Below are 25,831 nucleotides of genomic sequence, written 5' to 3' on the forward strand. Positions count from 1 at the left end.
GATAACATAGATTGTTTGCACTTAACCAACTATCATGCCCGACAATGAATTCGATGCGATCGTCGTGGGCTCCGGGATCAGCGGAGGCTGGGCGGCGAAGGAACTGACCGAAAAAGGTCTTAAGGTATTGCTTCTGGAACGGGGACGCAATATCGAGCACGTGAAGGACTATGTGAATGCGAGCAAGGCGCCCTGGCAGTACCCGCACCGCGGCTCCAGGACCCAGGAGATGATCCAGAATTATCCGGTGCTGAAGCGGGATTATCCTTTGAACGAGACCAACCTGGACTATTGGGTCAACGAGAAAGAATCACCCTATACCGAGGTAAAGCGTTTTGACTGGTTCCGCGGGTACCATGTGGGCGGGCGTTCGCTCATGTGGGGCCGGCAGAGCTATCGCTGGAGCGATTTTGATTTTGAGGCCAATGCCAAGGATGGCATTGGGATCGACTGGCCGGTCCGGTACAAGGACATCGCGCCCTGGTATGAATACGTCGAAAAGTTTGCGGGGATCAGCGGGTCGAAGGAAGGCCTGCCCCAGCTTCCGGACAGCCACTTCCTGCCGGCGATGCAGATGAACGTCGTGGAAAAGGATGTCGCCGCCCGTCTGAAAGCCTATTACAAGGATGCCCGTCACATGATCATCGGGCGTGTCGCGAATATCACCGAGCCCTTACCGGGCCGGACCAATTGCCAGTACCGGAACGAATGCTGGCTGGGTTGTCCTTTCGGGGCTTATTTTTCCACCCAATCTTCGACCCTGCCCGCGGCGCTGGCGACGAATAATCTAAAGCTGCGGCCCTGGTCCATCGTGACCCGGGTCCTGTATGACAAGGACAAGAAACGCGCGACCGGGGTGGAAGTCCTGGACGCGGAGAATAACCAGACCTATGTGTACAAAGCCAAGATCGTCTTCCTGAACGCCTCTACAATCAACACGGCGTGGCTGCTGATGAACTCCGCCACGGACGTATGGCCGGACGGTTTGGGATCGAGCAGCGGCGAGCTGGGGCACAACCTGATGGACCATCACCTGGACGTGGGCGCCAGTGGCTCGGTCGATGGGTTCGACGACAAATATTACTACGGCCGCCGGGCCAACGGGGTCTATATTCCCCGTTTCCGGAACCTCTTCGGGGACAAGCGGGAGTACCTCCGCGGCTTTGGATACCAGGGGGGCGCGGGCCGCGGCAACTGGAAGCGGGAGATTGCCGAGCTCAGCATCGGGGCCGATCTGAAGGAAGCCCTGTCCGAACCCGGGCCTTGGAGCATGGGGATCGGCGGGTTTGGCGAAACCCTGCCGTACCACGACAACAAGGTCACCCTTGACAAAACGAAAAAGGACAAATGGGGACTGAACGTCCCCGCCGTGGAAGCCACGCTGCACGACAACGAATGGAAGATGCGCAAGGACATGCAGGCCGACGCCATCGAAATGCTCACCGCCGCGGGGGTAAAGGATGTCAAGGGTTTTGACAACAACCCTGTCCTGGGCCGCGGGATCCATGAGATGGGTACGGCACGCATGGGCCGGGACCCCAAGACGTCGGTGCTCAACGAATGGAACCAGGTGTGGGACGCGCCCAACGTATTTGTCACGGACGGGTCCTTTATGACATCGGCCAACTGTGTCAACCCTTCTTTGAGCTATATGGCTTTTACTGCCCGCGCGGCAAATCACGCGGTGGAAGAGCTGAAAAAAATGAACCTCTAATTTGACCTGATATGCAAAGAAGAGAAGCTTTACAGATGGTGGCCGTCCTGATGGGCGGGACGATCATCGGCGCGGAGGCCTTTTTGACGGGTTGCAAAACCACCCCCACCCAAACGGGGTTGTTCGCGGATACGGACGGTGCTTTGCTCGACGAGATCGGAGAAACCATCCTCCCTGTTACGCCCGATTCCCCGGGCGCCAAAGACGCCAGGATCGGCGATTTCATGAAATTGATCGTCACGGATTGTTATTCACCCAGGGACCAGAAGGTTTTCCTGAATGGCCTCCAGGCCTTGAAGGACAAGGGTTTTATGAACATGACCGCTGCGCAGAAACACGACCTGCTGGTGGGGCTGGACAAGGAAGCCAAGGATTACGATAAAGCCAACGACGACAAAGCGCCCAAAACGCACCCTGACCCTACGGCCTGGGTCGACCCGGACGCGGGTGCGGCCAAACACTACTTTACCATGATGAAGCAGCTGACCATTTGGGGTTTCTTTAGTTCTGAACCGGGGGCGACAAAAGCCTGCCGGTATGTGCCGGTGCCCGGAAGGTTTGACGGTGACGTCCCTTATAAGAAGGGCGATAAGGGCTGGGCGACGTCCAGTGCAACATAAAATCCATATCTTACACTAAACGACTTGCCATGTCTGCTGCCATACAGCGCAACAAACTTTTCACGGCCAGCTGTCTCGCCCTGCTGGTAACCTCTTTGAGCTTTGGGATCCGGGCGGGTATCCTCGACACCCTCGGTGTCCAATTCCACCTGAACGCCTCCGAACTGGGCACCATCGCCGCCACGGCCTTTTGGGGCTTCCCGCTGGCGATCATCATCGGCGGTTTTATCGTCGACATCATCGGGATGAAGAGACTCCTGATGGGCGCCTTTATTTTCCATTTCGCGGGGATCCTGCTGACGATCTTTGCCACCGGGTATTGGACCTTGTTCCTGTCGACCCTGCTGATCGGGATCGCCAACGGGACCGTCGAAGCGGCCTGTAATCCGCTGGTGGCTTCGTTGTTTACCGACAACAAAACGACCAAGCTCAACCACTTTCACCTTTGGTTCCCGGCGGGGATCGTGATCGGGACGCTGGTGGTATTCTTCCTGAACAAATTGGGTGTGAACTGGCAGATCGAGGTCGGTGTAATGCTGATCCCGACCGTCATCTACGGTTATCTTTTCTCCAGGCTGCAGTTCCCGGTGACCGAACGGGTGGCGGCAGGGGTGTCGACCGGCGACATGTATGCGGCGTTGCTCAATCCCCTGTTTTTCTTCATGATCATTTGTATGTTCGCCACCGCCATCACGGAGCTGTATACGAACCAATGGACCGACGTCCTTTTCAAGACGGTGACCGATAATGCGCTGCTCATCCTGACCTTTGTCGCCTCGGTCCAGGTCCTGGGCCGGGCCTTTGCGGGACCGGTGGTGCACCGGCTGGCACCCCAGGGGGTGTTGCTCATCTCGGCGATCCTGTCGGCCCTGGGGATCTACCTGTTGATCCATTTGCAGGGCGCGGGCATCTATGCCGCGGCCGTCATCTTCGGGTTGGGGGTTGCTTTCTTCTGGCCTTGTATGATCGGGTTCGTCGCGGAAAACCTGCCGAAGACGGGCGCCGTCGGGCTCAACCTGATGGGGGGCGCGGGGATGTTTGGCGTCTCCATCTACATGATGTTCATGGGGGGATATTATGACAGGATCCTCGCCAGCAACCTGCCCGCGGGCGCCAACATCGACCTGTACCGGTCCGCTCCCGCGGGTTCGGAGATGGCCAGGGCGTTTGACGCGGCGCGGTCGGCGGCGGGTCCGGAAATGCTCCATACCACCATGTTCCTGCCGATGGCATTGATCGTGGCCTTTGGCGGTCTTGTGCTGTATATGCGCGGCCGCAAAAAGACCGAGGTGCTCAAACCGGCGCTTTAGAATCCCCTACCGTGTAACCATTGCAGGGCAATGGCCAGCCAGTCCACCTCACTCGTTGGGTTGTGGAGGCCGAAGCCATGTCCGCCCCTGTCATAATAATAGACCTCCACCGGTACGTGGTGCGCCTGGAGCGCCGCGGCAAAATCGACGGTATTGGCAACGGGCACCACGTTGTCGTCTTTCGCATGGACGAGAAACGTGGGTGGCGTGTGCCGGGTGACCTGAAGTTCGTTGGAATATTTGCGGATGGAATCTGCAGCTGGATTCGGGCCCAACAGGTTGTCCCGGGAACCGCGGTGACCGGTACTATCGCTAAAGCTGATCACGGGATACCCCAGCACCATAAAGTCGGGGCGAAGGCTGATGTGTCCGGGATTGGCGATATATGAATGATCGAAGTGCGTGCCCGCGGTCGAGGCCAGGTGGCCGCCGGCCGAAAAACCCATGATCCCGACCTTGTGGGGATCGATCCCCAGTTCTCCCGCGTGTTCCCGGACATACTGGATCGCGCGTTGCGCGTCCTGGAGCGGGCCGATGGTTTTGTCGGTCATGATGGCATCGTCGGGGAGACGGTATTTGAGTACCAGGGCCACCATACCGGAGTCGGCTAACCGCTGCGCGACCTCGCTGCCCTCATGGGCGGCGGCAAGAGCGACATACCCTCCACCAGGACATATAACGATGGCCGTCCCCGTTCCCTTTCCCGTGGCAGGCCGGTAAATCGTCAGTGTCGGATGGCTGACGTGCAAGATGCGCAGGTGGCCGGCCTTTGGGTCGGTTTGTTCCTGGTCCGGTGCGGTCTTGGCGTTGGGAATACCGTCGGGGTAAAGAGGAACGACGGTTTGGGCGTGGCTGTACATAAGGGCTAGGCTGAGGGTCAACGTTAAGAAAACGCTTCTTGTTGGCATGCGGATCGTATTAGCGTAGGAAAGATACGTATTTTGCGCCCTATGCAAACCAGCAACCGCGGATTTGTCCCGCTCTGCCTGGCGCTGATCGGGGCCTGCGCCGTTTGTTATCTTTTTGGTTGGGTCATTCCCCTGATGGAGATAGACGCTGTTCAGTACGCCAACATCAGCCGGGAAATGCTCCACAACGGAACCTACCTTCAGCTCTATGACCAGGGCAAGGACTACCTGGACAAACCGCCCATGCTCTTCTGGCTGGGGGCGCTGAGTATGCGGATCTTCGGGGTGCACGACTGGGCCTACCGTCTTCCCTCTTTCTTTTTTGCCTTGCTGGCCGTGTACAGTACCTACCGGCTGGCCCTGCTGTTTTATAAAAAAGAGATCGCGGCCCTGAGCGCGCTTGTCCTGGCCAGTTGCCAGGCCCTTTTCCTGATCAACCACGACGTCCGGACGGACACGATGCTGATGGGCTGGGTGACCCTTGCCCTTTGGCAACTGGCGGCCTGGTACCGGTCAGGCGCCTGGCGGCATCTCCTGCTGGCTTCCATTGCCCTGGCCGGGGGGATGATGACCAAAGGGCCCATCGCGCTCATGGTGCCGGTGTTCTGCTTCCTGCCCCATTTTGTGCTCCAGCGGAACTTCCGGCAGTTTTTCCGTTGGGAATACCTGGCGCTGCTTGTGCTCATCGGACTCCTGCTCATCCCGATGTGTATCGGGCTCTATCAACAGTACGACCTGCACCCGGGCAAGGTCATCGATGGGAAGGAGATCCGGTCGGGTCTGCGCTTTTTCTTCTGGACCCAAAGCTTTGGCCGGATCACGGGGGAGAGCCAATGGCACGAGAATGACTCCTTTTTCTTTCTTTTCCAAAATATGCTTTGGAGCTTTTTGCCCTGGATCATCTTTTTTGTCGTGGGGCTGTTTCGCGATCTGCGGCATATTGTCCGGTCGCGGTTCCGGCTGCCGGAAGGGGAGGAGTGGATCACGACCGGTGGGTTTCTGCTCACGTATTGCTGCCTGGGGCTGAGCCATTACCAATTGCCGCATTACATATTCGTCGTGTTTCCGCTGGCGGCGATCATTGCCGGGAAAGCGGTGTACGAGACAGCCTCGGGCAAGGTTCTGTGGGTGACCCACCTCGTGATCTTCTGCCTGCTCTGGGTCGCCCTGTTTGCGGTGGTCTTCCTGCCCTTCCCAACGCCCGTGGGTTTCAAGGTCGCGCTGGTGATCGCCGCCCTGGTATGGCTATGGCTGTTGATCCGTTACCAGGGCACACGCCTGACGCGCCTCGTCGTCTTGGGCGTGGGGACCATGCTGGCCGTCAACTTCTTCGTGGACTTTTGCTTTTATCCCCGGCTGCTGGACTACCAGCTCCACAGCGTCGTGATGACGGGTATGGCGGAACAGCACATCGCGCCGGAACGGTTGTTCGTCTATAACATGGACGAGGAGCGGGCGTTGGACTTCTATACGAACCACCTGTACGCCCATACCGGGGACCCGGACACGCTGTCGGACGGCTTTATCCTGACGAACAAGGCGGGTCTCGACAGCCTGGGCAACCGCTTCGACGTAATATATACGGGCGGCTTCTTTCACGTGTCCACCCTGGACATCGGTTTTCTAAACCCGTCCACCCGGGCCACGGAGCTTACCCCGGTGTATATTCTGCGGAAGCGGTCTCCCCGCTAGTCGCACAGACCTTTTTTTCCTTTGCCCGGCGGACCCACAACTGCGGCCACTGGCGGAAGACCCAGGCAGCCCCGGCGCCGACGGCCATGCCATAGATGGCACCCACGGTGACGTCTAACGGAAAGTGTTTGCCGACATACACCTGGGCAAAGCACACCAACGCTGCCCAGGCCCAAAGCCAATACCACCGTTTCCCCTTCAGGGAACGGACGCTGCCGAACCAGAAAGCGGCCATGCAAAAATGGTTGGTGGCGTGGTTGGAGGGGAAAGAATACAGCCCCCCGCAGTTGATGAGCCCCCGGAGGAGCCCCATGACGTCAGGGTCGTAGCAAGGCCGCACACGTCCGAAAAGGGGCTTGAACAGGCTCGCGGCCGTATAGTCGGTTATGCCAACGGCGATCAGGGTCAGGAGAATAAAACGGATGGAGGCCTTCGGGTCATTCCGGAGGATCCAATACAGGATAAAGGCGTAAAGGGGGATCCAGGTCAGGGGATTCCTGATGAGCATCATCACAGGGTCCAGCCAGGCTGCCGTCAAGTGGGTTTGGATAAAGCTAAAACACTGCTTATCTGCGTGAAGGAGCCATTTCACGAAGGTCATAGTTGGATGGGTTTGGGCCCAAAATAGGCAATCCCGCCAAGGGGCTACCCTGGAAGCGGGTTAATTTGTTATTAAAATAATTCGCGGGAACCTAGTCGATTCTATATATTTGGCACTGACCTCTTAAACTATATCTAAATGAAAGACAAGCAACAACCCCCCGCTTTCCTGCAAAACAGCGTCCCCGTTGATGAAGCTGTTGTTAGAACCACCAACTGGAGACATTTGTACAAGGATGCCATCAAATGCGAGGAAAAGGACATCCTCCGTGCATTTTACATCCCCATCGAAGACATCATCTGCCTGTATGAATTCTACCAACAGTACCAGGTGGAAGTCAAGGGCGTAAGAGGGTATTTCGGGCACAACCCAAACATGCCTATTGATCCCACCATTTACGAAACCGAAATGTTGCTGTGCCCGGTTGACCAGAATGGCTGCGACATTTTAACGGCTCCGCCTTCCATGGTCGCCGTACTCGGTGACAGCAGCTCGACGATCTATGACTTCACCGCGCCTTGTCCTGTCAATTGCGATACGGCCAGCGTACTTTATTCCGAAACCAACGCGTTAAAGGTTCAGAAGTAGATGACCCCGAGTTTTGTGTATTCTGCGGTCGTGGTGCCTTGTACAGTCGTGGTCCCGCTGGCGGTGGGCATATACCGGTACAAGGCGCTGCGACCGCCTGCACGTTTTCTGTTTTACTACCTGGTATTCGGCGGGTTGACCGATGCAGTGGCTACGTACACCGCCCACCACCGGATCAACAACCTATGGCTGCTCCATACCTACACCGCTGTAGAGACCGTACTGTTGTTATGGTTCTACCGGTTGATCCTTCGGGAGGCTTGGTACCGGCGGGTCATTCCATTTTTAATGGTTGCCTTCCCTCTTTTCTGTACCGCCAACATACTCTGGTGGCAAAGCATGAAGCGATTCAATACCTACACCCGTCCCGTCGAAGCACTCCTGCTGATGTACCTGGGTATTGTCTATTTTTTTGAAACAAGCCACGCGGCGGTCGACACCAAAGATGGCTCCCGTTTGGGGCTTTCATGGATGAATGCGGGCTTGCTTTTATATTTTTCCCTATCTTTTTTTATCTTTATTTTTTACAACTATCTCGTACAAGGGCAAGCATTCGCTGCTTTAATGATGATTCTTGGCGCTACCTTTGAGCTCATTTTGTATATGCTGTGTGCAGTAGGATTTTACAAATGCCGCAGGTAAATAATACGGATAACATTTATGTTTTGCTGCTGATCGGCATGGCGGGCATGTTCCTCCTGGCGTCAGCGGTGGTTCTTTTTTATGTCCGTAACCAAAAAAGGTTGCAACGCCAAAAGGAAGAGCAAATCCGCTACCAGAAGGAGCTGACATACGCCGTCATCCAGTCCCAGGAAGCCGAGCGCAAGCGTATCGGGCGTGACCTCCACGACGACGTGGGGAGTGCGCTGTCTAACCTGAAACTGTACACCATCCAGCTCCAGGAGGGCCGGCCCGAGGCGTTTGCCACCTACAAAGCCTTCCGCACCCAGGTGGACGTGATCATCGATAAGGTCCGTTCCATCTCGCACATGCTATCCCCCGCGGAGCTGGAGATGTTCGGTCTCGAAGAATCCATCGAGGAATTGTGCCTGGTGATCCATCAATCCGGGGCCGTGGAGGTTACCTTTGACAACCGGGCACCCGCAGAAATGAAACGGCTGTCCTACGAACGGGCGTTATCGCTGTACCGGGTCCTTCAAGAGTTGTTTGCCAATACGGTCAAACACGCGGGCGCCGGCAAGGTCAGTCTGACCTTTTATCAAGAGGGGAACGAATTGGTGTGTGTGTATAAAGACAACGGGCGAGGGCTTGGTAAAAAGACCCCCGGCCAGCCGTCCTGGGGGATCGGGATGCGCAACATTGAAAGCCGGTTGGGGATGATCCGGGCGACATACCAACTGCAGGATCCGTCAGAACAGGGCTTCGGCATACAGATCAACATACCAGACTAGACTATATATACGATGAGAAAGATCAGGATGGTCATCGCAGACGACCAGCGTTTATTCCGCAAAGGGCTGGCTGCATTGATCGAAAAAGAACATGACCTGGAAATGGTCGCCGAGGGCGACAATGGGCAGGAGTTGCTCGATAAGCTGCGCGAACTCCCCGAACCACCCGATGTTGCCTTGCTGGACATGCACATGCCCGTCATGAACGGCGTAGAGCTCAACGACATTCTTCACAACGAGTACCCTGAGATCAAAGTGATCATCCTGTCCGTCTACGACCAGGAACGGTTTATCAGCAAAATGATCGAGGCCGGGGCCTGCGGCTACCTCATCAAAAACACCGAGGTAGACGAACTGCTAACGGCTGTTCGCAAAGTCCATGAAACCGGCTTTTACTTCAACCAGGCCAGCCTGGCGGCCATGAAAAACGCCTGGCAATACCGCAACCAGAACATCCGCAACCTCAGCCGCATCCCCATCGACCTCACCGACCGCGAAAGGGAAGTCCTCAAGCTGATTTGCAAGGAATACACCAACAACGAAATGGCCGACACCCTCAACATCAGCGTCCGCACCGTCGAGGGACACCGCAACAACCTCCTGGCCAAAACGGGGTGCAAGAATACCGCAGGGCTTGTGGTTTTTGCCATCCGCTACGAGGTGTTTAACCTGATGGATTGACGCGTAAAATAGGTATTACTACCTAGTAGAATAAAGCCGACGCGCTGTACCTTGCGTGAGCTAGGATGATTACTGGGGTAATGAATGGGATTTCAATAAAAACAGTATACACCTTGCATTTCTTTGTACAAGAGCCCCGGCGGACAGAATTGCTTACCTCTGTTCGCGGGGGCCTTGTCTTTGTGGGGTCAGGCTATACCTTTACTCCCCCTTACTATAAAGTCAAATCAAAGGCTTACTTTTTCTTTCTTTTAGTCAGATTATATTCTTACATTTACCCTTGTTTAGTCAAAGTATAACTTTACTATCATGGGCAAAAAGTCATTGCAGATACAGCAACTCAATAGCAAGATGCTGGTTTATACCAGCCTGCAAAAAGTGGCTCCTCCGCCTACGGGCTGGATAAAAGCCATCCGCACCGCCATTGGCATGAGCATGTTGCAATTGGGTAACCGCCTTTCTATTACAAAGCAGAGTGTGCAGAACATGGAAAGCAGGGAGAAAGATGGCTCTATTTCCATCAAAGCCCTCAGGGAAGCGGCCAAGGCATTGGACATGCAGTTGGTGTACGGCCTTGTGCCAAACGACGGCAGTTTAGAAGCGTTAATAGACCGCAAAGCGAAAGAACTAGCCACACAAATAGTTTTACGCACTTCCAACACCATGAAGCTGGAAGACCAGGAAAACACCAAACAGCGTATTGAAAAAGCTATTCAGGAACGCGCAGCCATTATAAAAAATGAAATGCCTAAAACCTTATGGGATTAGACCTCGATTATATAGACGGTCAAACACCACTGGATGAAGACGAGAAAGAAGGGCTGCTCATTCCCACCATTGCCACCCGTAGCGAACTGGACGAGTTTGAACAGCAAAATATTGAACAAGCAATTGCATGGAGTTTACGTCGATCCTTTAAGGCAGACAATGTATTTACCGAACATTTTCTCAGAACAGTGCATGAGCGGATGTATGGCAATGTATGGGCATGGGCCGGTGAGTACCGGCGTACTAATAAAAACATTGGCGTTGATAAATGGCAGATACCAACAGCGTTAAGGACTTTGCTGGACGATGTTAAATACTGGTACGCCAATGGCACCTACAGCCCTGATGAATGTACCATACGGTTTAAGCACCGGCTAGTGAGCATACATTGTTTTCCTAATGGCAACGGCAGGCACAGCCGCCTGATGGCAGATATAGTAATACAGAAAATATTTAAGCACCCCATCTACACCTGGGGAGCAGCCAATTTGGTAAAACAAGGCGACCCGCGAGCAGCCTACCTTAAGGCAATAGGAGCAGCCGATGCTGGAGATATTAAGCCTTTAATAGATTTTGCAAGGGCATAAAAGGGGCTACAAAAGAAAATCCAGGATCGTAAGCAGCGACGCTGCAATGCTTAAATATATACTAGCCTTCTCCACGCCCTTGTCCTTGTCGGCGGAAGCCTTGACAAGGTCGGATTTAGGTTGGGGCGCGGCGGGATGCGGGCGATGGGCAGGCGAAGTCGCGGGTCTGGGATTCACTTTGTAAATGATGGTGTTGCCGTGACTGTTGTGGAGGTCGAGATTGGTGGGGCTGTCTAGACCGCCCTGTTTGTCCACATGGATGTGGTTGCTGTCGCTGGAGTCCATGTGGATGGTCTGTGCATGGGCGGCGGAGAGGCTCAACGCGGCCATAAGCGGAAGATAATAGATGCGTTTCATGAGGTAAACTTTATACTATTATAAACACTTAAGTCCGTTTCTCCAACCTATTAATGGGTTGTTAAGAGCGCCGGCGCTATTTCTGCACCGCAGTAGGAACATATTCCGCTTCCTCATTCATCGCGAGATTGCCCTTAACGAGCATCGAAATAACGATAATCACCGTTCCCAAAAACGCCAGGAAGAGCCCCGGTGAGCTGGACCGTAACCGTGCCTTCATCACCTCGGTCCCGAGGCCAACTTCACTGGCAGGCTCGGAGATGCGCGCCAGGACAAAGAAGGCGCCGATCAGGACGCAGATCGACCCGAGGGCGAACGCAAAAGCAACGATTTTTAACCGGGCGGTCACCAGCGTTTGCATCAGGGCATAACGGTGGTGGACCACACCCTCTTCAAGGGCAACCCGGTCTTTCCACATCAGCATTTCCTTACGGGTGGCCTCGGAGCGGACAAGATTCGTGTCGAGGCGGAGCGAGGGCTGGTCGTGTACCGCAGGCATGGCGATGTCCCGGATTTCTGAATAAAAAAAGACCACGTAAGCCGCGGCAAAGGCGAAATAGGCGATCAGGATAAACGGAAGCAGCTTGGTCTGCCAGTTGGATGCAGTCATAAAAAAAGGTTGGCGCCCAATATAGGAGCGCCAACCTTTAGAAACAACCGTTAAACTACGGGTTCAACGCGGGGGGGTATCAATTTATACACCACAGGGGTCACCACCCGGGACAGCAGGGTCGAGCTGATCAGCCCCCCGATGAGCACGATGGCGAGGGGAGAGATGAGCGGGTTGGTGGAGACGGCGATGGGGATCAGCCCGCCGATTGCGGTGAGCGAGGTCAGGACGATCGGCAGGAAGCGGATTTCACCGGCCTCGCGGATGGCGTCTTCGAGGGGCCTGCCCTGGGCGCGGAGCTGATTGGTGAAGTCCACCAAGAGGATGGTGTTCTTTACTTCTATCCCGGCTAGGGCGATGAGCCCGATGACGGCCACGAAAGAAAGGGTGTTGCCGGTGATCCAAAGTGCCAGGGACGCGCCGACGACACCGAGGGGGATGACGCTTAACACGATCAGCGTGCTTTTAAAGGTTTTGAACTCCAGGATCAGGACACCGATAAAAAGAAAGACGGTGACGATGATGATGGCGCCGAGCCCACCGAAGGAGTTGTTGCGGCTTTCGATTTCGCCGCCCATTTCATAGGAATAGCCCGGGGGAAAATGAAACCCGTTCATCTGGCGGATGACGTCGTCGAGGACGCGGTCGACGAGGAAACCTTTGGAAACGTAGGCTTGCAGGGAAACGACGCGGCGTTTTTCCTGGTGTTTGATGACGGCCTGTGATGTTTCCAGCCGGAGGTCGGCGACCTGGGCCAGGGGAACGGCGGTGCCCTGGTTGTTGTTGACATAGAGGTCGCGGAAGGCGTCGAAGGTGGGACGGCCGCCGCGGTCACGGGTGACGATGACGTCGTAGTTGTCTTTGGAGTCGGTATAGAACTTCCCTACGGTCAGACCGGTGACGGCCATGCGGACGGCCTGGTCGATGGTGGCGGAGGGAATGCCGAGCAACTGTGCTTTTTCCTTGTTAATGTCGACGCGGAGGTCGCTTTTGAGGAGGCTTACGGGGTTGGTGACATAAAAAGTACCAGGGGTGCTTTTGAGCAGGGTCTCGACCTTGGCGGCCATCTGCCGGAGGGTGTCGAGGTTATCGCCAAAGAGCCGTACCTCCACGGGGGCGACGACGGGTGGTCCCTGTTCGAAATTCTTGACTTCGATCTTGGCGCCGGGGTAGGGCGTCCAGCGGTTGCGAAGGGTTTGGATAAAGTCCAGCTTGGCGGCGGGTGGCGTATCGGGATCGAGCTCCACAAAGATCTGGGCGAAATCACTCCGTTCATTTTCCTGGACCTCGTTGTAATATACCCGGGGATTGCCTTTGCCGACGTTGCCGGCGTAGTATTTCACGAGGCGCTCCTTTTTCAGTTCGGCCTCGATGTCGCGCGTAATGCTGTCGGTATAGGCGAGGTTGGACTGGGAGGGCGCGGTGATGTTGATCATGAACTGTGGTTTCTCGCTGGAGGGAAAAAGACTGAAGCCAATGACCTTAAAGACCGCGATGGACCCGGCAAAGATGAGGACGGCAGCGGTGATGGTAAGCCAGGGCCGTTTCAGGGCGCGGTTGAGCAGGGGGGCATAGCTGCTGTGGATCCCCTTCTTCAGGGCGCGCATAAAGATGTTTCCTTCGGGGTTACCGGCGTGGGGTTTGAGCAGGCGGCTGGAGAGGAAAGGGATGATGGTCAGGGAAACGAACATGGACGCCAGCACGCAGAACATCACGGCCACGGGCAGGCTCCGGATAAAGTCGCCGGCGCCTTCGGGTAAGAAAGCGAGGGGCATAAAGGCGATGATCAGGGTCACGGTACATCCCAGCACGGCCATGCCGATCTGGCCGGTGGCTTTGAGGGTGGCGTCGAGGCGGCTGTGGCCTTCGAGGATCCACCGGTCTATATTTTCCACCACCACGATCGAGTCGTCCACGAGCAGACCAAGGGCGACGACCAGGCCTACGATGCTGAGCTGGTTAAGGTTGTAGCCGACGACCTGGAGCAGCACGATGCCGATGGCCAGGGAAAGGGGGATCGAGATCATGACGATGGCGGCGGACCGGCCGCCGAGGGGCAGCAGGGTAAAGGCGACCAAAAGGATGGCGATCAGAAAGTCCCGGCCCAGACCTGACAACCGATGGTTGACGTTGGTGGCCTGGTCGAAGGGTACGACCATGTCGATGTCGGCGGGGAGGGTTTTTTTGAACGCGTCGAGGACGGGCACGTAGAGCAGTTGCGCCTTGCTGATGTTTTCTTTGTCCTTCAGACACGCGCCCACGAAAAGACAGCGGTGCCCGTTAAGCCTTGTCAGGTAGGTGTCGTCGGCATACCCGAAGTAGACCCGGCCGATGTCTTTCAGGAGGACGTTTTTACCGCCAGCGGAAAAGACAACCGTGTTGGCCACTTCGTCGAGCGTGTGGTAGTTGTTCGTCTTGACGTTAAAGGTCTCGTGTCCGGCGTCGATGCTGCCTCCGGGAATATCGGTGATTTCACTTCGGAGGGCCCCGGTGACCGCTGACAGGGGGAGGTGCATCTGGGCCATGCGTTCCAGGTCGAGCTCCACGCGGACCTGTTGCTGGGGCAGCCCGAAGATGTCGACCTTTTTAAGAGGCGGAAGTTTTTCCAGCTCGTCCTGAAGGCGCTCGGCATAGTATTGCAGCGTCACCCTGGGGGCATTTTCGGAGATCAGTGCGATCTGGAGGATGTTGGTGTCGGAGGGCTGGAATTTCCGGACCTCGATGCTGGCGATTTCGGCGGGCAGATCGCCGCGCTGGCTGTTGACCTCGCGGACGATTTCCTGGTATTTGGCTTCGACGTTGGAATTATAGTTGTATTCAACCTGGATGACGGCCACGCCGTTGGCGATATTCGTGCGGATGCGTTTGATATCGTCGAGGGCGGAGATGGCTTTTTCCAGGGGGTTGACGACCCGGTCTTCGATGTCCCTGGGCGTGGTCCCGGGGTACACGACGATGATGGAAAACGTGGGTGCATGGACCTCGGGGTCTTCCGACCGGGGCATGTTCAGGATCGTGGTCAGGCCGAGGGCGATGATCATGATGAAAATGACCGTGGTAAACGCGCTGTTCCTGACCGCAAAGGTGGAAATATTCAACTTCTTCATAACGCGGGATTGGGGGAGGTGATGCGGATCGGGCTGCTGTCCGTCAGGTAAGCGGACCCGGAGACGATGAGCGCGTGGGCGTTCTGGAGGCCGTCGCTGATGATGACGCGGTCTTTTTCCATACCGGAAAGCCGGACACGCACTTTATGCGCGGTGTGGCCGTCGTCGGTGACGAAGACGTAGCCGCTGCTGCCGTCACCGTCGAGGAGGGCCTGGTAGGGGATGGCCCAGGTGCCGTTCGCGGCGGAGCGGGCTATAGGTTGAATGACGCCCTTGCCGAAAAGCCCGGCCGCGAGCACGCCTGCCGCGTGTGTGCCGCCGGCGTCCACGCGTATGTCGGCCGAAAAGGTCCCCGTTTGCGGGTCCACCCCTTCCGACTTCCTGCTAACGGTCCCGCTCAGGGTCTGACCGGGAAGAGCGCCGGTTTCGAGGCGGGCCTTGTCCCCCAGGCGGATCTGGGCCCACTGGCGGTCGCTGAGCCCGACACGCAGCAGCCAGCCCTTGCTCCCGGCCCCGTTGGTTTCGAGGACCGGGGTCCCGGGAGAAACCACCTGGCCGGGGTTGGCCAGTTTGCGCAGGACAAAACCATCCTCGCCGGCGCGGATCTCGCTATAGTTCTGGTTGAAACGCACGGCGTTGACCTGTTGGCCGGCGACGTCAAGGGCCGTTTGCGCATTTTGCAATTGTTCGAGGGTGGCGACGCTGTCTTTGTACAGGTTCTGGATGCGCTGGTAGTCGCGCTTTGCCTTGTCCAGATTCAATTGCGCCTGTTGGACCTGGGTGTTGATTTCGGTCAGGTCAAGGGTGGCCAGCAACTGGCCGCGGTGGATGCGGTCTCCCTCCTTGACGAGCAGGGCGTGGATCACACCCCCTGTTTTAAAAGAAAGCTGTGTCTCGTCGTCGGTGGTGAATTGGCCGGAAACGGCGATACCGGCCGAGGGGTCTCCGCTCCCTTCCAGGGTCATCACCTGGACGGGTATGGTATCGTTGTCGGTTTTTGCCGTGGATTTTCCCGAGGCGGGGGTCCCGCAGGCGTGCAGCAGCAGGGCGGCGGGGATGATGAGCAGAATGCGCATATAATTCAGTTTTTCTGGTTTATGAGTTGCGGCGGCGGACTAAGCGGACAATTTAGTCCGCCGCCGCAACACCGCTAATGATGGCCCTTCGGGCAAGTCGCCTACGGCGACTTAAGGGGATATGTAGCTTGTGTACGTTCGAGATCCGCCAGGGCGATTTGCACCCCGGCAAAGGCCTGGTCTTCTTCGAGACTGGCTTCGGTGAGCTGGTTCTGGGCGTCGAGCAGTTCCACGTAGAGGAGCTGTCCTTCTCTATAGGCCTTGTTCTGGTCGTTCAGGTATTTCTGGGCAAACCGGAGCTGGGCGCCGGTGCTTTGGTAGGTCTCCAGGGCGCTGTGGTAGTTGTTAAAAGACTGGGTCAACTCCAGGTGCAGGGTTTCGGCCGTCTGGTCGTATCCGGCTTCGGCGGTGCGCCGGTCGGCTTCGGCCTGGCGGGCCCGGTAGGTATGCTGACCACCCGCAAAAAGATTCCATTGCAGGCTGACGCCCCAGAAATAATAGCGGCTTTGGTTGTCGAACGTACCCACTCCCTGGGAGCCCAGGTCAAGGAAGGTCGACAGTTGCGGGATGATGTAGGACCGCTGGAGCTGCAGGTTGAGCGCGTTGGTTTGTTCGGCAACCTTCCATTGTTCGAGCTCTTCCCGGTGGTCGATCCCCGTGGTGTCCAGCATCCCGGGCAATACAAAAAGGCTCGTGTCCAGGAGAATGGTATCCGCGGACGGCCGGTTGAGCAGGAAGTTGAAATAGGCCTTGGCGTTCCGGGCGGTATTGGCGGCCTGGTTGCGCTGGGCAAGGGTCCGTTGCTGTTCGGAGAGTGACCGGGTAAGGGCGGTACTATTGCGGACACCGTTGGCCAACATGCTTTGGTTGACCCGGATGTTTTCCGCCACCAGGTCGAGCGCCGCGTTATAGATCGATACCGCCCGGACCGCCTGGTAGTACTGGAAATAGGCCGTCTTTACGTTTCGGACCAGCTCCCGTTTGTAGACGTTCACCGCGGCCTGCTGACCCGTGATCTGTTGCTGTTTGATGCGTTTGTTGTACCACAGCTCGGCGTCCACCAAAGGCAGGGTCGTGTGCAGATGGGCGTCATAGTAGTTGTCGGGGTTGAAGGTAATGGTCTCGTTTTGGAGCTGGGGAAAACGATGGGTACCCGTGAGGGTGTTCAGCGTGGTATACACGCCGTTCAGCATATCCCCCAGCGGAACGTCGATGGCGCGGCCCCCCGATGCTTTTGTATAGCTGCTTTGCAGGCTGACGTTGGGGAGGAACAGGGACTTGGCCTCGTCCAGGGCGTAGAGCGACTTGTCGAGCTGGAATTGTTGCTGGCGCAGGCCATCGTTGCTTTGGAAGGCTTGCTGGATGTAGGCATCCAACGTGCGTTCCTGCGCCGCCGCCTGGCTACTGATCGCCATTCCGACGATGAACACACATGATAGGTTTAATAATGTTGACATAATGAACAGTGTTTATTGGTGGGGCCAAAAAAAAAGCGGGTTAGCGCTTGATTTGGCTCAAGTATGTTTCTATTGCATGATCCAGCAAGGTATCCACGTCGCTTTCCGCCATGTCCAGCACTTTCAACCGGCAACGTACCTGTAAGGACACCAGGCCGTGGCCCATCGACCAGATGGACAACATCCCTATATGCGGGTTATCAAAACGCACAAGGCCCTTTTTGATGCACTCCACCAGGCAGTCCGTGACATAGCCAAAGCAATCCTTGCCATTGGTCTCGTGTATCTTTTCGTCTACATTCATAGGAGACCGTATGATAAACATCAGGTCGTACAACTCCTCGTTGGCAAGCCCGAACCGGACATAGGACTTACAGATTTGCGTCAGGCGTGTCCAGGGATCCGGGTCGGTCGCCTCCCGTTGAAAAGCGTCGAACAATTTGTCAAAAGCCTGTCGCTGCACCTCGTACAACAACTCATCCTTGTCCTTATAGTACAGGTAGATCGTCGCGGGACTATACTCTATGGCTTCCGCGATGTTCCGGATCGAGGTCTTGTTGTACCCGTCTTCCAGGAACATGTGCATGGCGGCGTCGATGATGCGCTGACGCATCTCTTGTTTCTCCCGTTCTTTGCGCTCTGTGATTCCCATACAGTGCAAACTTACTGAACGGTGTTCAGAAATTGAAACTTTTGCGAAGGAATTTTTTAAAGGAAACCGCCGTTTTCTTTGAAACGCTTGTAAATCAAGTCGAAAAGAAATTCCCTCAAGGGTTTGTCCGCGGGCATGTCCCCCCGCCTTGTCCAAATCTCCAGGAGGATATCCCCTGTTTTCCGCTTGACCTCGTCATTTTTGCCGGTGTCATCCAAGGCCGAGACGATGAGGAAGACCATGTTGTAGTACTTGCCCAAGAGGCGGCCGTAGGCCGTACGGTCCCCTTCCTTTAGCCCTTGCAGCAATGTTACATCGGGGTTGTCGGAACCGTCCTTCCGAATGTTTTTGATCATGTCCAGAGAAGATTTTTAATGGTGTGCACAGGACGGAAAAAGGCACAACGACAGCAGGAGACACAGGATGGAACAAATATCGGGACAATTTATTTAATTATCTATACAAATTATTCAAGAAAGGTGTTTTCACCCCCTCCACTCTGGTCCTTGAGCCCTACGCCGGAGAGACCAAGCCGCATCGACGCGCCGATGAGGTGCAGCAGGCGGTCGGCCGCGGCGGCGTAAAACAATCCCTCGGGGCGTATATTGGACACGCAGTTGCGGGATTCGTCGGTCAGACCGGGGCGGGGGGCGAACGTCATGTAGGCACCCATGCTGTCGGCAGCGCTCAGACCGGGTCTTTCGCCGATCAGTACGATGCTCATACGGGCGCCCAACAGGTGCGCGATGGGATCCCCGGCTGCGACGCGGCCTTCTTCCAGCAAACAAAGGGGCGCGAGGCGGATACCGGTTTCCTGCAAAGCCGGGATGAGCCGATGGAGCAGGGGCACGGCATGGTGATTGACTGCCGTGGCAGACAGGCCGTCGGCGATAACAAAAACAAGATCATACGCGCCGTGTTCGAGTGTGGCCGCGGAGCGTTCATCCAGTAACCGGCCCAGATCCGGCCGTTGTAGATAGGTATGCCTGTCGCGGGCCTGGCTGTGCAAAGCCATCACCGGTAAACCCAGCGCGTCCAGTCCTTCGACGTTCAGGCGCGAATACACCGCATCCCGCGCATGCGCGTGGGCCATACGGAAATGAAGTACCTCTTTCAAGGGAAGGGCGTTGCCCGTCCGGCCAAGGGCAATCCGGGCGGGGGTAAAGGCGCGAAGCGCGCTCCAGGCATCTTCTTCGACAATCGGCTTCATGGGATGGTTTGAAGTAAGCGATGCGAAGCCTGTACGGGGAGGAGGGTGCCCCCCTCATCGGTGATGCCCTGGCGGCACAACCAGTCTTCGAACTCGGGGGCGGTCTTCAACCCCAGCACCTTCCGGACAAAACGGGCGTCGTGAAAGGACGTGGACTGGTAGTTGAGCATCACGTCGTCCGCCCCCGGTACGCCCATGATAAACGTGCATCCCGCCACCCCTAAAAGGGTGAGCAGGTTGTCCATGTCGTCCTGGTCGGCTTCGGCATGGTTTGTATAGCAAATATCCACCCCCATCGGCAGCCCCAGGAGCTTGCCGCAGCAATGGTCTTCCAACGCGGCGCGGGTAATCTGTTTGCCGTCGTACAGGTATTCGGGGCCGATAAATCCAACGACCGTATTGACGAGGAGCGGGTGAAAGGCCCGGGCCACGCCATACGCCCTGGCTTCGCAGGTCTGCTGGTCCAGACCCTCGTTCGCTCCTGCGGATAGGGCGCTGCCCTGGCCCGTTTCGAAGTACATCAGGTTTCCCCCCAGCGTACCCCGCCCCAGGGATAACCCCGCCTCGTACCCTTCCCGGAGAAGCGAAAGGTCGACGCCAAAGCTGCGGTTTGTTTTTTCGGTGCCCCCTATGGATTGAAACACCAGGTCCACCGGCGCCCCCTGGCGGATCAGTTCGAGGGTATTGGTGATATGGCTGAGGACGCAGGTCTGGGTAGGTATGTCAAAACGCATCCGGAACTCGTCCAGGAAATGAAGCAGTTTCAGACCGGAGGGTAAATTGTCGGTGGCGGGATTGATGCCGATGACGGCGTCGCCCGTCCCGTACAATAGGCCGTCGATGATGGAAGCGGCGATACCCCTCGGATCGTCCGTAGGGTGGTTGGGCTGTAGCCGGACCGAGAGGTGGCCAGCTAGTCCGATGGTATTACGGAAACGCGTGACGACGGAGCACTTCCGCGCCACGAGGATCAGGTCCTGGTTGCGCATGAGCTTGCTCACGGCAGCCGTCATTTCCGGGGTCAGACCGGGGGCCAGGGCGCGGAGACGGTCCGCGTCCGCTTCATCTCCCAAAAGCCAATCCCTCAGGTCTCCGACCGTAAAGGCGCTTACGGGCGCAAAGGCTTCCCGGTCGTGGCTGTCCTGGATCAGCCGGGTCACTTCGTCGGTGTCATAGGGGACAAGAGGATCGGCCAGGAAGTCCCGGAGGGGGACCTCCGCCAGGGCCATCTGGGCGGCTACCCTTTCCTCATAGCTGGCGGCGCACAACCCCGCAAGGGCATCCCCGGAGCGGTAGGGGGAAGCCTTGGCCAGAAGTGTTTTCAGGTCCCCGAAAGGATAGGTCTGGTGTGCTATGGTGTGCCGGTAGCTCATGCGACGGGTGTCAGGTGAAGGTTCAGCCGGCGCCGGACGAGCATAAAGGCGCCGCCCAGCAAGACAAGACCTCCGGCGAATAAAAGACTCAGCCAAGGATAGTAGTATACGATGGCGATCCCCGCTACGATCGACAGCACAAGCGCGATCCAGGGAAACCAGGGGTAGCAGGGGGCCTTGAAAGGACGATCGAGTTCCGGTTCCTTGCGTCGCAGGATCAACAGGCTGGCCATGCTGATCACGTAGAGGACGACGGCGCCCAGCGTGGACAGGATCACCAGCTTACTGGTGTCGAAGTATTTTAAAGAGATCAGCCCCACGACACCCCCTGCCACAAGGGCCCAGTGGGGTGTTTTAAACCGGGGACTCAACCGGGAAAGGAAATGCGGAAGGTAACGGCTCCTCGCCAGGGCGAATATCTGCCGGGAATAACTGATGATGATCCCGTGAAAAGAGGCTACCAGTCCAAAAAGACCGATCCCCGCAAAAAGACCCGTCAGGGTATTGTTTTTCCCCAGAACCCGTGCGATGGAAGCCGGCAGTGGATAGTCTATGGCCGCCATGGGCCGCCAGTCCCCGATCCCCCCGGTCAGGATCATCACCCCCAGGGCCAGGACCGTTAGCGTAAGGATGCCTGATATATACCCCCGCGGGATATCCCGGCGGACGTCCTTCGTTTCTTCCGCCACCATGGCGACACCCTCTATACAGACATACAGCCAGATCGCAAAAGGAAGGGCCGCAAAAATACCCCCGGCGCCCTGGGGCATCGGGTGGCTTAGGAAATTGCCGGCGCGGAAGGAAGGGCCCACGATGCAGCCATATACGACGAGTTCCAGGACCGCGAGGATGGTGACCACCAGCGTGAATTGGGCCGACTCCTTGATACCCAAGAGGTTGACCAGCGTAAAAAGGACATAGGCAGAGACCGCGACACCCTGTACGGGCAGGGCGGCATATAAGAAATGCGCATAATTCCCTAGCGCCAGGGCGATGGCTGGGGCGGCAAAAAGGAATTCGATGACCGTGGCATACCCGGCGCAAAGCGCTCCCAGCGGGCCCAGCGCCCGGAAAGCGTAGGCAAAAGGCCCTCCGGCGTGCGGAATGGCCGTGGTGAGCTCGGTAAAGCTGAATATAAAGGTGACGTATAACACGGTGATCACCAGCGTCGCCAGGAGCATCCCCAAGGTGCCGGCGACGCCCCACCCGTAATTCCAGCCAAAATATTCCCCGGAAATGACCAGTCCGACGGCGATAGCCCAAAGATGCGCAGGTCGTAATACTTTATTCATCATCTATTATGAATATACCGAAAACAAATGCTACCTTTGCGACTTCACAATTTTTATTTTTTAATGAGCAACACAATCACAGGAACTGTAAAGTTCTTCAATGAGGAAAAAGGGTTCGGCTTTATCAAGCACGATGAATCCAACCAGGAAACCTTCGTCCATGCAAACGGATTGATCCACGAGATCCAAAAAGACGACCGCGTGGAATTCGAATTGCAGGAAGGCAGGAAAGGCATGAACGCTGTAAACGTCAAGCGTATTGACTAATTTGCATTCGCAATACCTTTTACCGGAAGCCGCCCCCATGGGCGGCTTTCTTATTTTATTATTTTCGACCCCGCCCCCGGCGGGGTCACTTCCAATGAATCTCCAGGTTCGTCAGCACGATATTATCCTCCCCCTGGGACACCTCGTCCAGCTTTAAACTGGTGAACAACACCAGCTTGGTGATGTAACGGGCCGTCAGGGGCACGTGTACGAAATAAAGCCCGCAGTGGATCGCCTGGTCCGGGCGGAGCTCCACGACCGTAACGGTACCGGGGTCTTTCCGGTTGCTGCCCAAACGTACCTGGTTGATGGCATAGAAAGTGTCCAGGTCATCGGATGCCTTGGACAACGCCGAATCCATGGAGAAAAGAAGGGAGGCCGTCTGGGTGGATGCATTCGTGGCGGTAAAAACGACGTCTACCGTCCCGGAGTCTTTGTGGCCGTTGGCCGACACGCGATCGACCGAGAGCGTTTTAAAAGGAGAATGGACATTGAAATCCCCGTATATGGAACGCGCGACGCTGTCGGACGTCTGGGCGTGCCCTTGTAGAAGAACAGCGGAAAGACAAAGGGTAAGGTAGAGTTGTCTCATAATGTTATAGATTAAAACCGACCAGGCGGTGTAACGCCACCGGATCATATACGACGCCTTTTTTACATACCAGGTTTACTTTCCGGATCTGGCGGATGTCATTTTCCGGGCTTCCGTCGACGACGATCAGGTCGGCGTCTTTACCGGGTGAAAGCGATCCCGACCGGGATGCCATCCCCATGACCCGGGCGGGCGTGATGGTGGCCGCCTGGAGGGCTTCCATAGGGGTCAATCCCGCCTGCACATATAGCTCCATCTCCCTGTACAAACTGTATCCGGGAAGGGCTTCGTCCGTTCCCGCGACAATAGGTATGCCATAATCATGGAGTACCTTGACGATGCCCACCCAGGACTGGAAAACGGGTTTATAATACGCGGCTTTTTTGGCGTCCATCCCCGCATTGACAAAAAGCGCCTGTAACACCGGCGGCAACGTATAAAAATTAGGTTCTATAGCGGTAATGCTGTCGGCCAGCGAACGGAAAGCGATCTCGAAAATAGCCAGGGTAGGGTCGACGACCGTGTGGTGGTCCTTTAAAAACTGGAATACCGCTTTGTTTTTTGGATCGGTATAGTCAAACCCGCCGGATGTTTGGCGCTTCAGCACGGCCGCCACGTATACGATATGGTTGACCATGTCCATACCAGAATCCACCCCGGCCAGAAGGGTCATGCCCTCGGGGATGTGTCCTGTAACGGTCAGTCCCAGGCGGTGGGCTTCGGTACAGATGGCCCTGACCACCTCGGGTTTGACGGAGCTGTAGATCTTGATCTGGATAAAACCCGCGGCCTTGTACCGGTCCACGGCGGCCACCGCTTCGGCCGCGTTGTCCGCCTGGATGACGCCCAGGGACATGGTACCCTTGCCGTCGATGATGCCCGCCTTGAGGATGTGGGGCCCCATGCCCTGGCCGTCGTCGATGGCCTGCTGAACGGCATTGATAAAATCAAATTCGTTCCCGCAATCGCGTACCGTCGTAATGCCGGCGCCTAAATACGCCGGTCCCCATTCCACCTGTTCGAAATGGGCGTGCATGTCCCAAAGACCGGGCAACATTGTTTTGCCGTCGGTATGGATGACCTCGTATTCCTTCGGGATGGGTATGCTGTCCGCGCTGCCCGCGGCGGTGATCAGGCCATTGCTTACGAGAACGGTTGCCCGCGGGATGGTGCGGCCGCTGCCAACGTCCACCATTGCCCCCCCGGAAAAGGCCAGGTTGGGTTGCTGGCGCCCGGTGGCTATGCGAGACCGCGGATACGATCGAACCCCATAAAGGGCGGCCTTTTTCAACAACTGCGGCAACAGGTTTTCATAAGGTGGACAGGTCGCCTCGAACTTGTCGGCTTCCGCGTCTATCGTGACCAGGCAAACAAGTTGGCCGCCGGGCAGCGTCCAGACAAATTCGTTCCCCCAGATAAGCCCCCCGACGGCGTACCGCTCCAGGACGACCCCGTTAATGGTGTCCATGCCTTCCTGCCGGATCGTGACACTGCCGGAAGGCAGCAAGGGAAGGGTAGCGGGCCGGCCGTGCTTGCGCCAGTATTCCAGGAGCAATTGCTGGAAAATGACCGGCGCGTAACCCGTCACGGGAAAGGCCAGGGGTCCCGGGGACGTGGAATACGCGGAATCGTTTATCTTTATACGGGCCGTCTGGCCGGTCAGGGCCACCTCGTCATCGATGACCGTCATCCTGGAGGTACTTCCCTTGATCCGGAGACCCAGGGGTTCCCCGGCCGGCGTCATGGTCAGGGTCGCTTTTAACGGGACCTTGTGCGCCCGGTCCGTAAATGAAAAATCAACGGTATAGGTGCGTCCGCCGACTGTTTCTTCGGAAGTATAGGACTCCTTACCGATCGCCTGCTGGAATTTATGCAGCACGAAACTCCCAGTATCCATTTGTGCACGGGCGCCGCAGCAAAGCGCGGTCAACAGGGCAACGAGAACGTGTTTTTTCATCAATGGTAAAATACTAAAAAATTGATGCATGAGGGTCTCATTTGAAGAGATGGAAGGAGAATTCCTGAGGGTGCTGGAAGGGCTTGGTTTTAGCCCTCCGAAGGCCGGGCATTGTGCGGGTATCTTTGCGGGAAACAGCCTGGACGGGGTGTACTCGCACGGGCTGAACCGTTTCCCCGCCTTTGTCCGCTCGGTGCGCGAAGGACTGGTGGACCCCGCGGCAGAACCGGAGCTCGTCCGCACGGGCGGCAGCGTGGAATACTGGGACGGTCAGCAGGGGCCGGGTATGTATATCGCTTCCATGGCCATGTCCCGTGCCGTGGCACTGGCTAAAAAGGGAGGCATCGGTGCGGTATCGGTACGCAATACCAACCACTGGATGCGCGGAGGCACGTATGGGTGGCAAGCCGCCGAAGCGGGCTGTATCGGGATCTGTGCCACGAATACGATCGCCAATATGCCGGCCTGGGGCAGTACGGAGCCCCGGCTGGGCAATAACCCCCTCGTCATCGCCATACCCCGGGTGAAAGGACCCGTGGTCCTCGATATGGCCATGTCCCAGTTTTCCTATGGCAAACTCCAGGAGTATGAATGGGAATCCCGCGAACTGCCCGTGCCCGGGGGGTATGACGACAAAGGCGTTTTGACCACCAACCCCGGGGCCATAAAGGCTTCCCGCCGGACCCTGCCCATCGGTTATTGGAAGGGGTCCGGTTTATCGCTGATCCTCGATGTCCTGACGGCGGGATTGAGCGGTGGCTGGTCGGTAGGGGAGATCACCGCGTCGGGTAAGGAGTACCGTCTTTCCCAGTTTTTCCTTTGCATAAACGCCGCCTACCTCGACGAGGGGGTAATGGAAGACATTCTCGCGTATACCCGGTCCGGGGACAATGTCGCGTATCCGGGCGAACGGACGCTGGCCACGCGTTTGAAAAACCGCCGGGAAGGCATCCCCGTGAACGACAAAGCGTGGAAGACGCTGCTAGAGTTGTAACTTGCG

General features: G+C 56.8%; 26 protein-coding genes. 12 read left to right on the forward strand and 14 right to left on the reverse strand.

The window, feature by feature from the left end:
* Positions 1 to 34 precede the first annotated feature (34 nt).
* From EDB95_RS19395 to EDB95_RS19405, 3 genes are read left to right on the forward strand one after another with little or no spacing between them, the layout of a single operon-like run.
* Complete coding sequence (locus EDB95_RS19395) at positions 35 to 1,714, forward strand: GMC oxidoreductase (protein WP_133996063.1); 1,680 nt, start codon at positions 35 to 37, stop codon at positions 1,712 to 1,714.
* A gap of 11 nt (positions 1,715 to 1,725) precedes the next feature.
* Entirely contained in the window at positions 1,726 to 2,334 is a 609-nt protein-coding gene (locus EDB95_RS19400; protein ID WP_133996065.1) for a gluconate 2-dehydrogenase subunit 3 family protein, read from the forward strand.
* 29 nt (positions 2,335 to 2,363) lie between these two features.
* Positions 2,364 to 3,644, forward strand: coding sequence for an MFS transporter (locus EDB95_RS19405; RefSeq protein ID WP_133996067.1), 1,281 nt, complete (start codon positions 2,364 to 2,366; stop codon positions 3,642 to 3,644).
* Here EDB95_RS19405 and EDB95_RS19410 read toward each other — a convergent pair.
* Positions 3,641 to 4,552, reverse strand: a complete 912-nt coding sequence (locus EDB95_RS19410) for an alpha/beta hydrolase (protein ID WP_133996069.1) — start codon at positions 4,550 to 4,552, stop codon at positions 3,641 to 3,643. The genes EDB95_RS19405 and EDB95_RS19410 overlap by 4 nt on opposite strands.
* Before the next feature lie 42 nt (positions 4,553 to 4,594).
* Here EDB95_RS19410 and EDB95_RS19415 point away from each other — a divergent pair, with 42 nt between their 5' ends.
* Positions 4,595 to 6,244 (forward strand): ArnT family glycosyltransferase, encoded by a 1,650-nt coding sequence (locus EDB95_RS19415; protein ID WP_133996071.1) that lies wholly within the window; start codon positions 4,595 to 4,597, stop codon positions 6,242 to 6,244.
* On the opposite strand, the gene EDB95_RS19420 is transcribed toward EDB95_RS19415, so the two are convergent.
* Entirely contained in the window at positions 6,204 to 6,845 is a 642-nt protein-coding gene (locus EDB95_RS19420) for a phosphatase PAP2 family protein (RefSeq protein ID WP_133996073.1), read from the reverse strand. The two genes, EDB95_RS19415 and EDB95_RS19420, sit on opposite strands and share 41 nt — an antisense overlap.
* A gap of 138 nt (positions 6,846 to 6,983) precedes the next feature.
* Here EDB95_RS19420 and EDB95_RS19425 point away from each other — a divergent pair, with 138 nt between their 5' ends.
* From EDB95_RS19425 to EDB95_RS19450, 6 genes are all read left to right on the forward strand, one after another.
* A complete protein-coding gene (locus tag EDB95_RS19425) occupies positions 6,984 to 7,433 on the forward strand; it encodes a hypothetical protein (protein ID WP_133996075.1) in 450 nt (149 codons plus the stop codon).
* Positions 7,434 to 8,075 (forward strand): hypothetical protein, encoded by a 642-nt coding sequence (locus tag EDB95_RS19430; RefSeq protein WP_133996077.1) that lies wholly within the window; start codon positions 7,434 to 7,436, stop codon positions 8,073 to 8,075. It abuts the gene before it with no gap.
* A 23-nt stretch (positions 8,076 to 8,098) separates the two neighbouring features.
* Positions 8,099 to 8,845, forward strand: coding sequence for a sensor histidine kinase (locus tag EDB95_RS19435; protein WP_162852692.1), 747 nt, complete (start codon positions 8,099 to 8,101; stop codon positions 8,843 to 8,845).
* Positions 8,846 to 8,857: 12 nt separating this feature from the next.
* Entirely contained in the window at positions 8,858 to 9,526 is a 669-nt protein-coding gene (locus EDB95_RS19440; RefSeq protein WP_133996081.1) for a response regulator transcription factor, read from the forward strand.
* 309 nt (positions 9,527 to 9,835) lie between these two features.
* Entirely contained in the window at positions 9,836 to 10,294 is a 459-nt protein-coding gene (locus EDB95_RS19445) for a mobile mystery protein A (RefSeq protein WP_133996082.1), read from the forward strand.
* Positions 10,285 to 10,881, forward strand: a complete 597-nt coding sequence (locus EDB95_RS19450; protein ID WP_133996084.1) for a mobile mystery protein B — start codon at positions 10,285 to 10,287, stop codon at positions 10,879 to 10,881. The genes EDB95_RS19445 and EDB95_RS19450 overlap by 10 nt, the downstream gene beginning before the upstream one ends.
* A 6-nt stretch (positions 10,882 to 10,887) precedes the next feature.
* Here the strand turns inward: EDB95_RS19450 and EDB95_RS19455 are convergent, their stop codons facing one another.
* The 10 genes from EDB95_RS19455 to eat form a co-directional block, all read right to left on the reverse strand.
* A complete protein-coding gene (locus EDB95_RS19455; RefSeq protein ID WP_133996086.1) occupies positions 10,888 to 11,238 on the reverse strand; it encodes a hypothetical protein in 351 nt (116 codons plus the stop codon).
* 76 nt (positions 11,239 to 11,314) lie between these two features.
* Positions 11,315 to 11,848 carry a hypothetical protein gene (locus tag EDB95_RS19460; RefSeq protein ID WP_133996088.1) on the reverse strand — a complete coding sequence of 178 codons (534 nt, stop codon included), beginning with the start codon at positions 11,846 to 11,848 and terminating at the stop codon, positions 11,315 to 11,317.
* A gap of 50 nt (positions 11,849 to 11,898) precedes the next feature.
* The gene (locus EDB95_RS19465; protein ID WP_246073751.1) at positions 11,899 to 14,955 is read right to left on the reverse strand and encodes an efflux RND transporter permease subunit; all 3,057 of its coding nucleotides are present in this window, start codon (positions 14,953 to 14,955) and stop codon (positions 11,899 to 11,901) included.
* Complete coding sequence (locus EDB95_RS19470) at positions 14,952 to 16,031, reverse strand: efflux RND transporter periplasmic adaptor subunit (protein ID WP_133996090.1); 1,080 nt, start codon at positions 16,029 to 16,031, stop codon at positions 14,952 to 14,954. Before EDB95_RS19470 ends, EDB95_RS19465 begins: the two co-directional genes overlap by 4 nt.
* Before the next feature lie 101 nt (positions 16,032 to 16,132).
* Positions 16,133 to 17,461, reverse strand: a complete 1,329-nt coding sequence (locus EDB95_RS19475; RefSeq protein ID WP_162852693.1) for a TolC family protein — start codon at positions 17,459 to 17,461, stop codon at positions 16,133 to 16,135.
* 67 nt (positions 17,462 to 17,528) lie between these two features.
* Positions 17,529 to 18,140, reverse strand: a complete 612-nt coding sequence (locus EDB95_RS19480; RefSeq protein ID WP_133996094.1) for a TetR/AcrR family transcriptional regulator — start codon at positions 18,138 to 18,140, stop codon at positions 17,529 to 17,531.
* Between the two features lie 56 nt (positions 18,141 to 18,196).
* Positions 18,197 to 18,496 carry a hypothetical protein gene (locus EDB95_RS19485; protein ID WP_133996096.1) on the reverse strand — a complete coding sequence of 100 codons (300 nt, stop codon included), beginning with the start codon at positions 18,494 to 18,496 and terminating at the stop codon, positions 18,197 to 18,199.
* A gap of 110 nt (positions 18,497 to 18,606) precedes the next feature.
* Positions 18,607 to 19,350 (reverse strand): ethanolamine ammonia-lyase subunit EutC, encoded by a 744-nt coding sequence (gene eutC / locus EDB95_RS19490; protein WP_133996098.1) that lies wholly within the window; start codon positions 19,348 to 19,350, stop codon positions 18,607 to 18,609.
* On the reverse strand, positions 19,347 to 20,723 hold the full coding sequence (locus tag EDB95_RS19495) for an ethanolamine ammonia-lyase subunit EutB (protein WP_133996099.1): 1,377 nt from the start codon (positions 20,721 to 20,723) through the stop codon (positions 19,347 to 19,349). Before EDB95_RS19495 ends, eutC begins: the two co-directional genes overlap by 4 nt.
* Positions 20,720 to 22,018 carry an ethanolamine permease gene (gene eat / locus EDB95_RS19500; RefSeq protein ID WP_133996101.1) on the reverse strand — a complete coding sequence of 433 codons (1,299 nt, stop codon included), beginning with the start codon at positions 22,016 to 22,018 and terminating at the stop codon, positions 20,720 to 20,722. Before eat ends, EDB95_RS19495 begins: the two co-directional genes overlap by 4 nt.
* A gap of 60 nt (positions 22,019 to 22,078) precedes the next feature.
* Here eat and EDB95_RS19505 point away from each other — a divergent pair, with 60 nt between their 5' ends.
* Positions 22,079 to 22,282 carry a cold-shock protein gene (locus EDB95_RS19505; RefSeq protein ID WP_133996103.1) on the forward strand — a complete coding sequence of 68 codons (204 nt, stop codon included), beginning with the start codon at positions 22,079 to 22,081 and terminating at the stop codon, positions 22,280 to 22,282.
* A gap of 85 nt (positions 22,283 to 22,367) precedes the next feature.
* On the opposite strand, the gene EDB95_RS19510 is transcribed toward EDB95_RS19505, so the two are convergent.
* Positions 22,368 to 22,874, reverse strand: a complete 507-nt coding sequence (locus EDB95_RS19510; protein ID WP_133996105.1) for a hypothetical protein — start codon at positions 22,872 to 22,874, stop codon at positions 22,368 to 22,370.
* A gap of 4 nt (positions 22,875 to 22,878) precedes the next feature.
* Positions 22,879 to 24,831, reverse strand: a complete 1,953-nt coding sequence (locus EDB95_RS19515) for an amidohydrolase family protein (protein ID WP_162852694.1) — start codon at positions 24,829 to 24,831, stop codon at positions 22,879 to 22,881.
* Positions 24,832 to 24,859: 28 nt separating this feature from the next.
* On the opposite strand from EDB95_RS19515, the gene yiaK reads away from it, so the two are divergent.
* The gene (yiaK, locus tag EDB95_RS19520; protein WP_133996109.1) at positions 24,860 to 25,825 is read left to right on the forward strand and encodes a 3-dehydro-L-gulonate 2-dehydrogenase; all 966 of its coding nucleotides are present in this window, start codon (positions 24,860 to 24,862) and stop codon (positions 25,823 to 25,825) included.
* The last annotated feature ends 6 nt before the right edge of the window (positions 25,826 to 25,831 follow it).

Source organism: Dinghuibacter silviterrae (assembly GCF_004366355.1).
Lineage (GTDB): Bacteria > Bacteroidota > Bacteroidia > Chitinophagales > Chitinophagaceae > Dinghuibacter > Dinghuibacter silviterrae.

Bases quoted from the DNA above. Each gene is read 5' to 3' on its own strand.
- EDB95_RS19395 (WP_133996063.1), top strand. From the start codon at position 35: ATGCCCGACAATGAATTCGATGCGATCGTCGTGGGCTCCGGGATCAGC.
- EDB95_RS19400 (WP_133996065.1), top strand. From the start codon at position 1,726: ATGCAAAGAAGAGAAGCTTTACAGATGGTGGCCGTCCTGATGGGCGGG.
- EDB95_RS19405 (WP_133996067.1), top strand. From the start codon at position 2,364: ATGTCTGCTGCCATACAGCGCAACAAACTTTTCACGGCCAGCTGTCTC.
- EDB95_RS19410 (WP_133996069.1), bottom strand. From the start codon at position 4,552: ATGCCAACAAGAAGCGTTTTCTTAACGTTGACCCTCAGCCTAGCCCTT.
- EDB95_RS19415 (WP_133996071.1), top strand. From the start codon at position 4,595: ATGCAAACCAGCAACCGCGGATTTGTCCCGCTCTGCCTGGCGCTGATC.
- EDB95_RS19420 (WP_133996073.1), bottom strand. From the start codon at position 6,845: ATGACCTTCGTGAAATGGCTCCTTCACGCAGATAAGCAGTGTTTTAGC.
- EDB95_RS19425 (WP_133996075.1), top strand. From the start codon at position 6,984: ATGAAAGACAAGCAACAACCCCCCGCTTTCCTGCAAAACAGCGTCCCC.
- EDB95_RS19430 (WP_133996077.1), top strand. From the start codon at position 7,434: ATGACCCCGAGTTTTGTGTATTCTGCGGTCGTGGTGCCTTGTACAGTC.
- EDB95_RS19440 (WP_133996081.1), top strand. From the start codon at position 8,858: ATGAGAAAGATCAGGATGGTCATCGCAGACGACCAGCGTTTATTCCGC.
- EDB95_RS19445 (WP_133996082.1), top strand. From the start codon at position 9,836: ATGGGCAAAAAGTCATTGCAGATACAGCAACTCAATAGCAAGATGCTG.
- EDB95_RS19450 (WP_133996084.1), top strand. From the start codon at position 10,285: ATGGGATTAGACCTCGATTATATAGACGGTCAAACACCACTGGATGAA.
- EDB95_RS19455 (WP_133996086.1), bottom strand. From the start codon at position 11,238: ATGAAACGCATCTATTATCTTCCGCTTATGGCCGCGTTGAGCCTCTCC.
- EDB95_RS19460 (WP_133996088.1), bottom strand. From the start codon at position 11,848: ATGACTGCATCCAACTGGCAGACCAAGCTGCTTCCGTTTATCCTGATC.
- EDB95_RS19465 (WP_246073751.1), bottom strand. From the start codon at position 14,955: ATGAAGAAGTTGAATATTTCCACCTTTGCGGTCAGGAACAGCGCGTTT.
- EDB95_RS19470 (WP_133996090.1), bottom strand. From the start codon at position 16,031: ATGCGCATTCTGCTCATCATCCCCGCCGCCCTGCTGCTGCACGCCTGC.
- EDB95_RS19480 (WP_133996094.1), bottom strand. From the start codon at position 18,140: ATGGGAATCACAGAGCGCAAAGAACGGGAGAAACAAGAGATGCGTCAG.
- EDB95_RS19485 (WP_133996096.1), bottom strand. From the start codon at position 18,496: ATGATCAAAAACATTCGGAAGGACGGTTCCGACAACCCCGATGTAACA.
- eutC (WP_133996098.1), bottom strand. From the start codon at position 19,350: ATGAAGCCGATTGTCGAAGAAGATGCCTGGAGCGCGCTTCGCGCCTTT.
- EDB95_RS19495 (WP_133996099.1), bottom strand. From the start codon at position 20,723: ATGAGCTACCGGCACACCATAGCACACCAGACCTATCCTTTCGGGGAC.
- eat (WP_133996101.1), bottom strand. From the start codon at position 22,018: ATGATGAATAAAGTATTACGACCTGCGCATCTTTGGGCTATCGCCGTC.
- EDB95_RS19505 (WP_133996103.1), top strand. From the start codon at position 22,079: ATGAGCAACACAATCACAGGAACTGTAAAGTTCTTCAATGAGGAAAAA.
- EDB95_RS19510 (WP_133996105.1), bottom strand. From the start codon at position 22,874: ATGAGACAACTCTACCTTACCCTTTGTCTTTCCGCTGTTCTTCTACAA.
- EDB95_RS19515 (WP_162852694.1), bottom strand. From the start codon at position 24,831: ATGAAAAAACACGTTCTCGTTGCCCTGTTGACCGCGCTTTGCTGCGGC.
- yiaK (WP_133996109.1), top strand. From the start codon at position 24,860: ATGAGGGTCTCATTTGAAGAGATGGAAGGAGAATTCCTGAGGGTGCTG.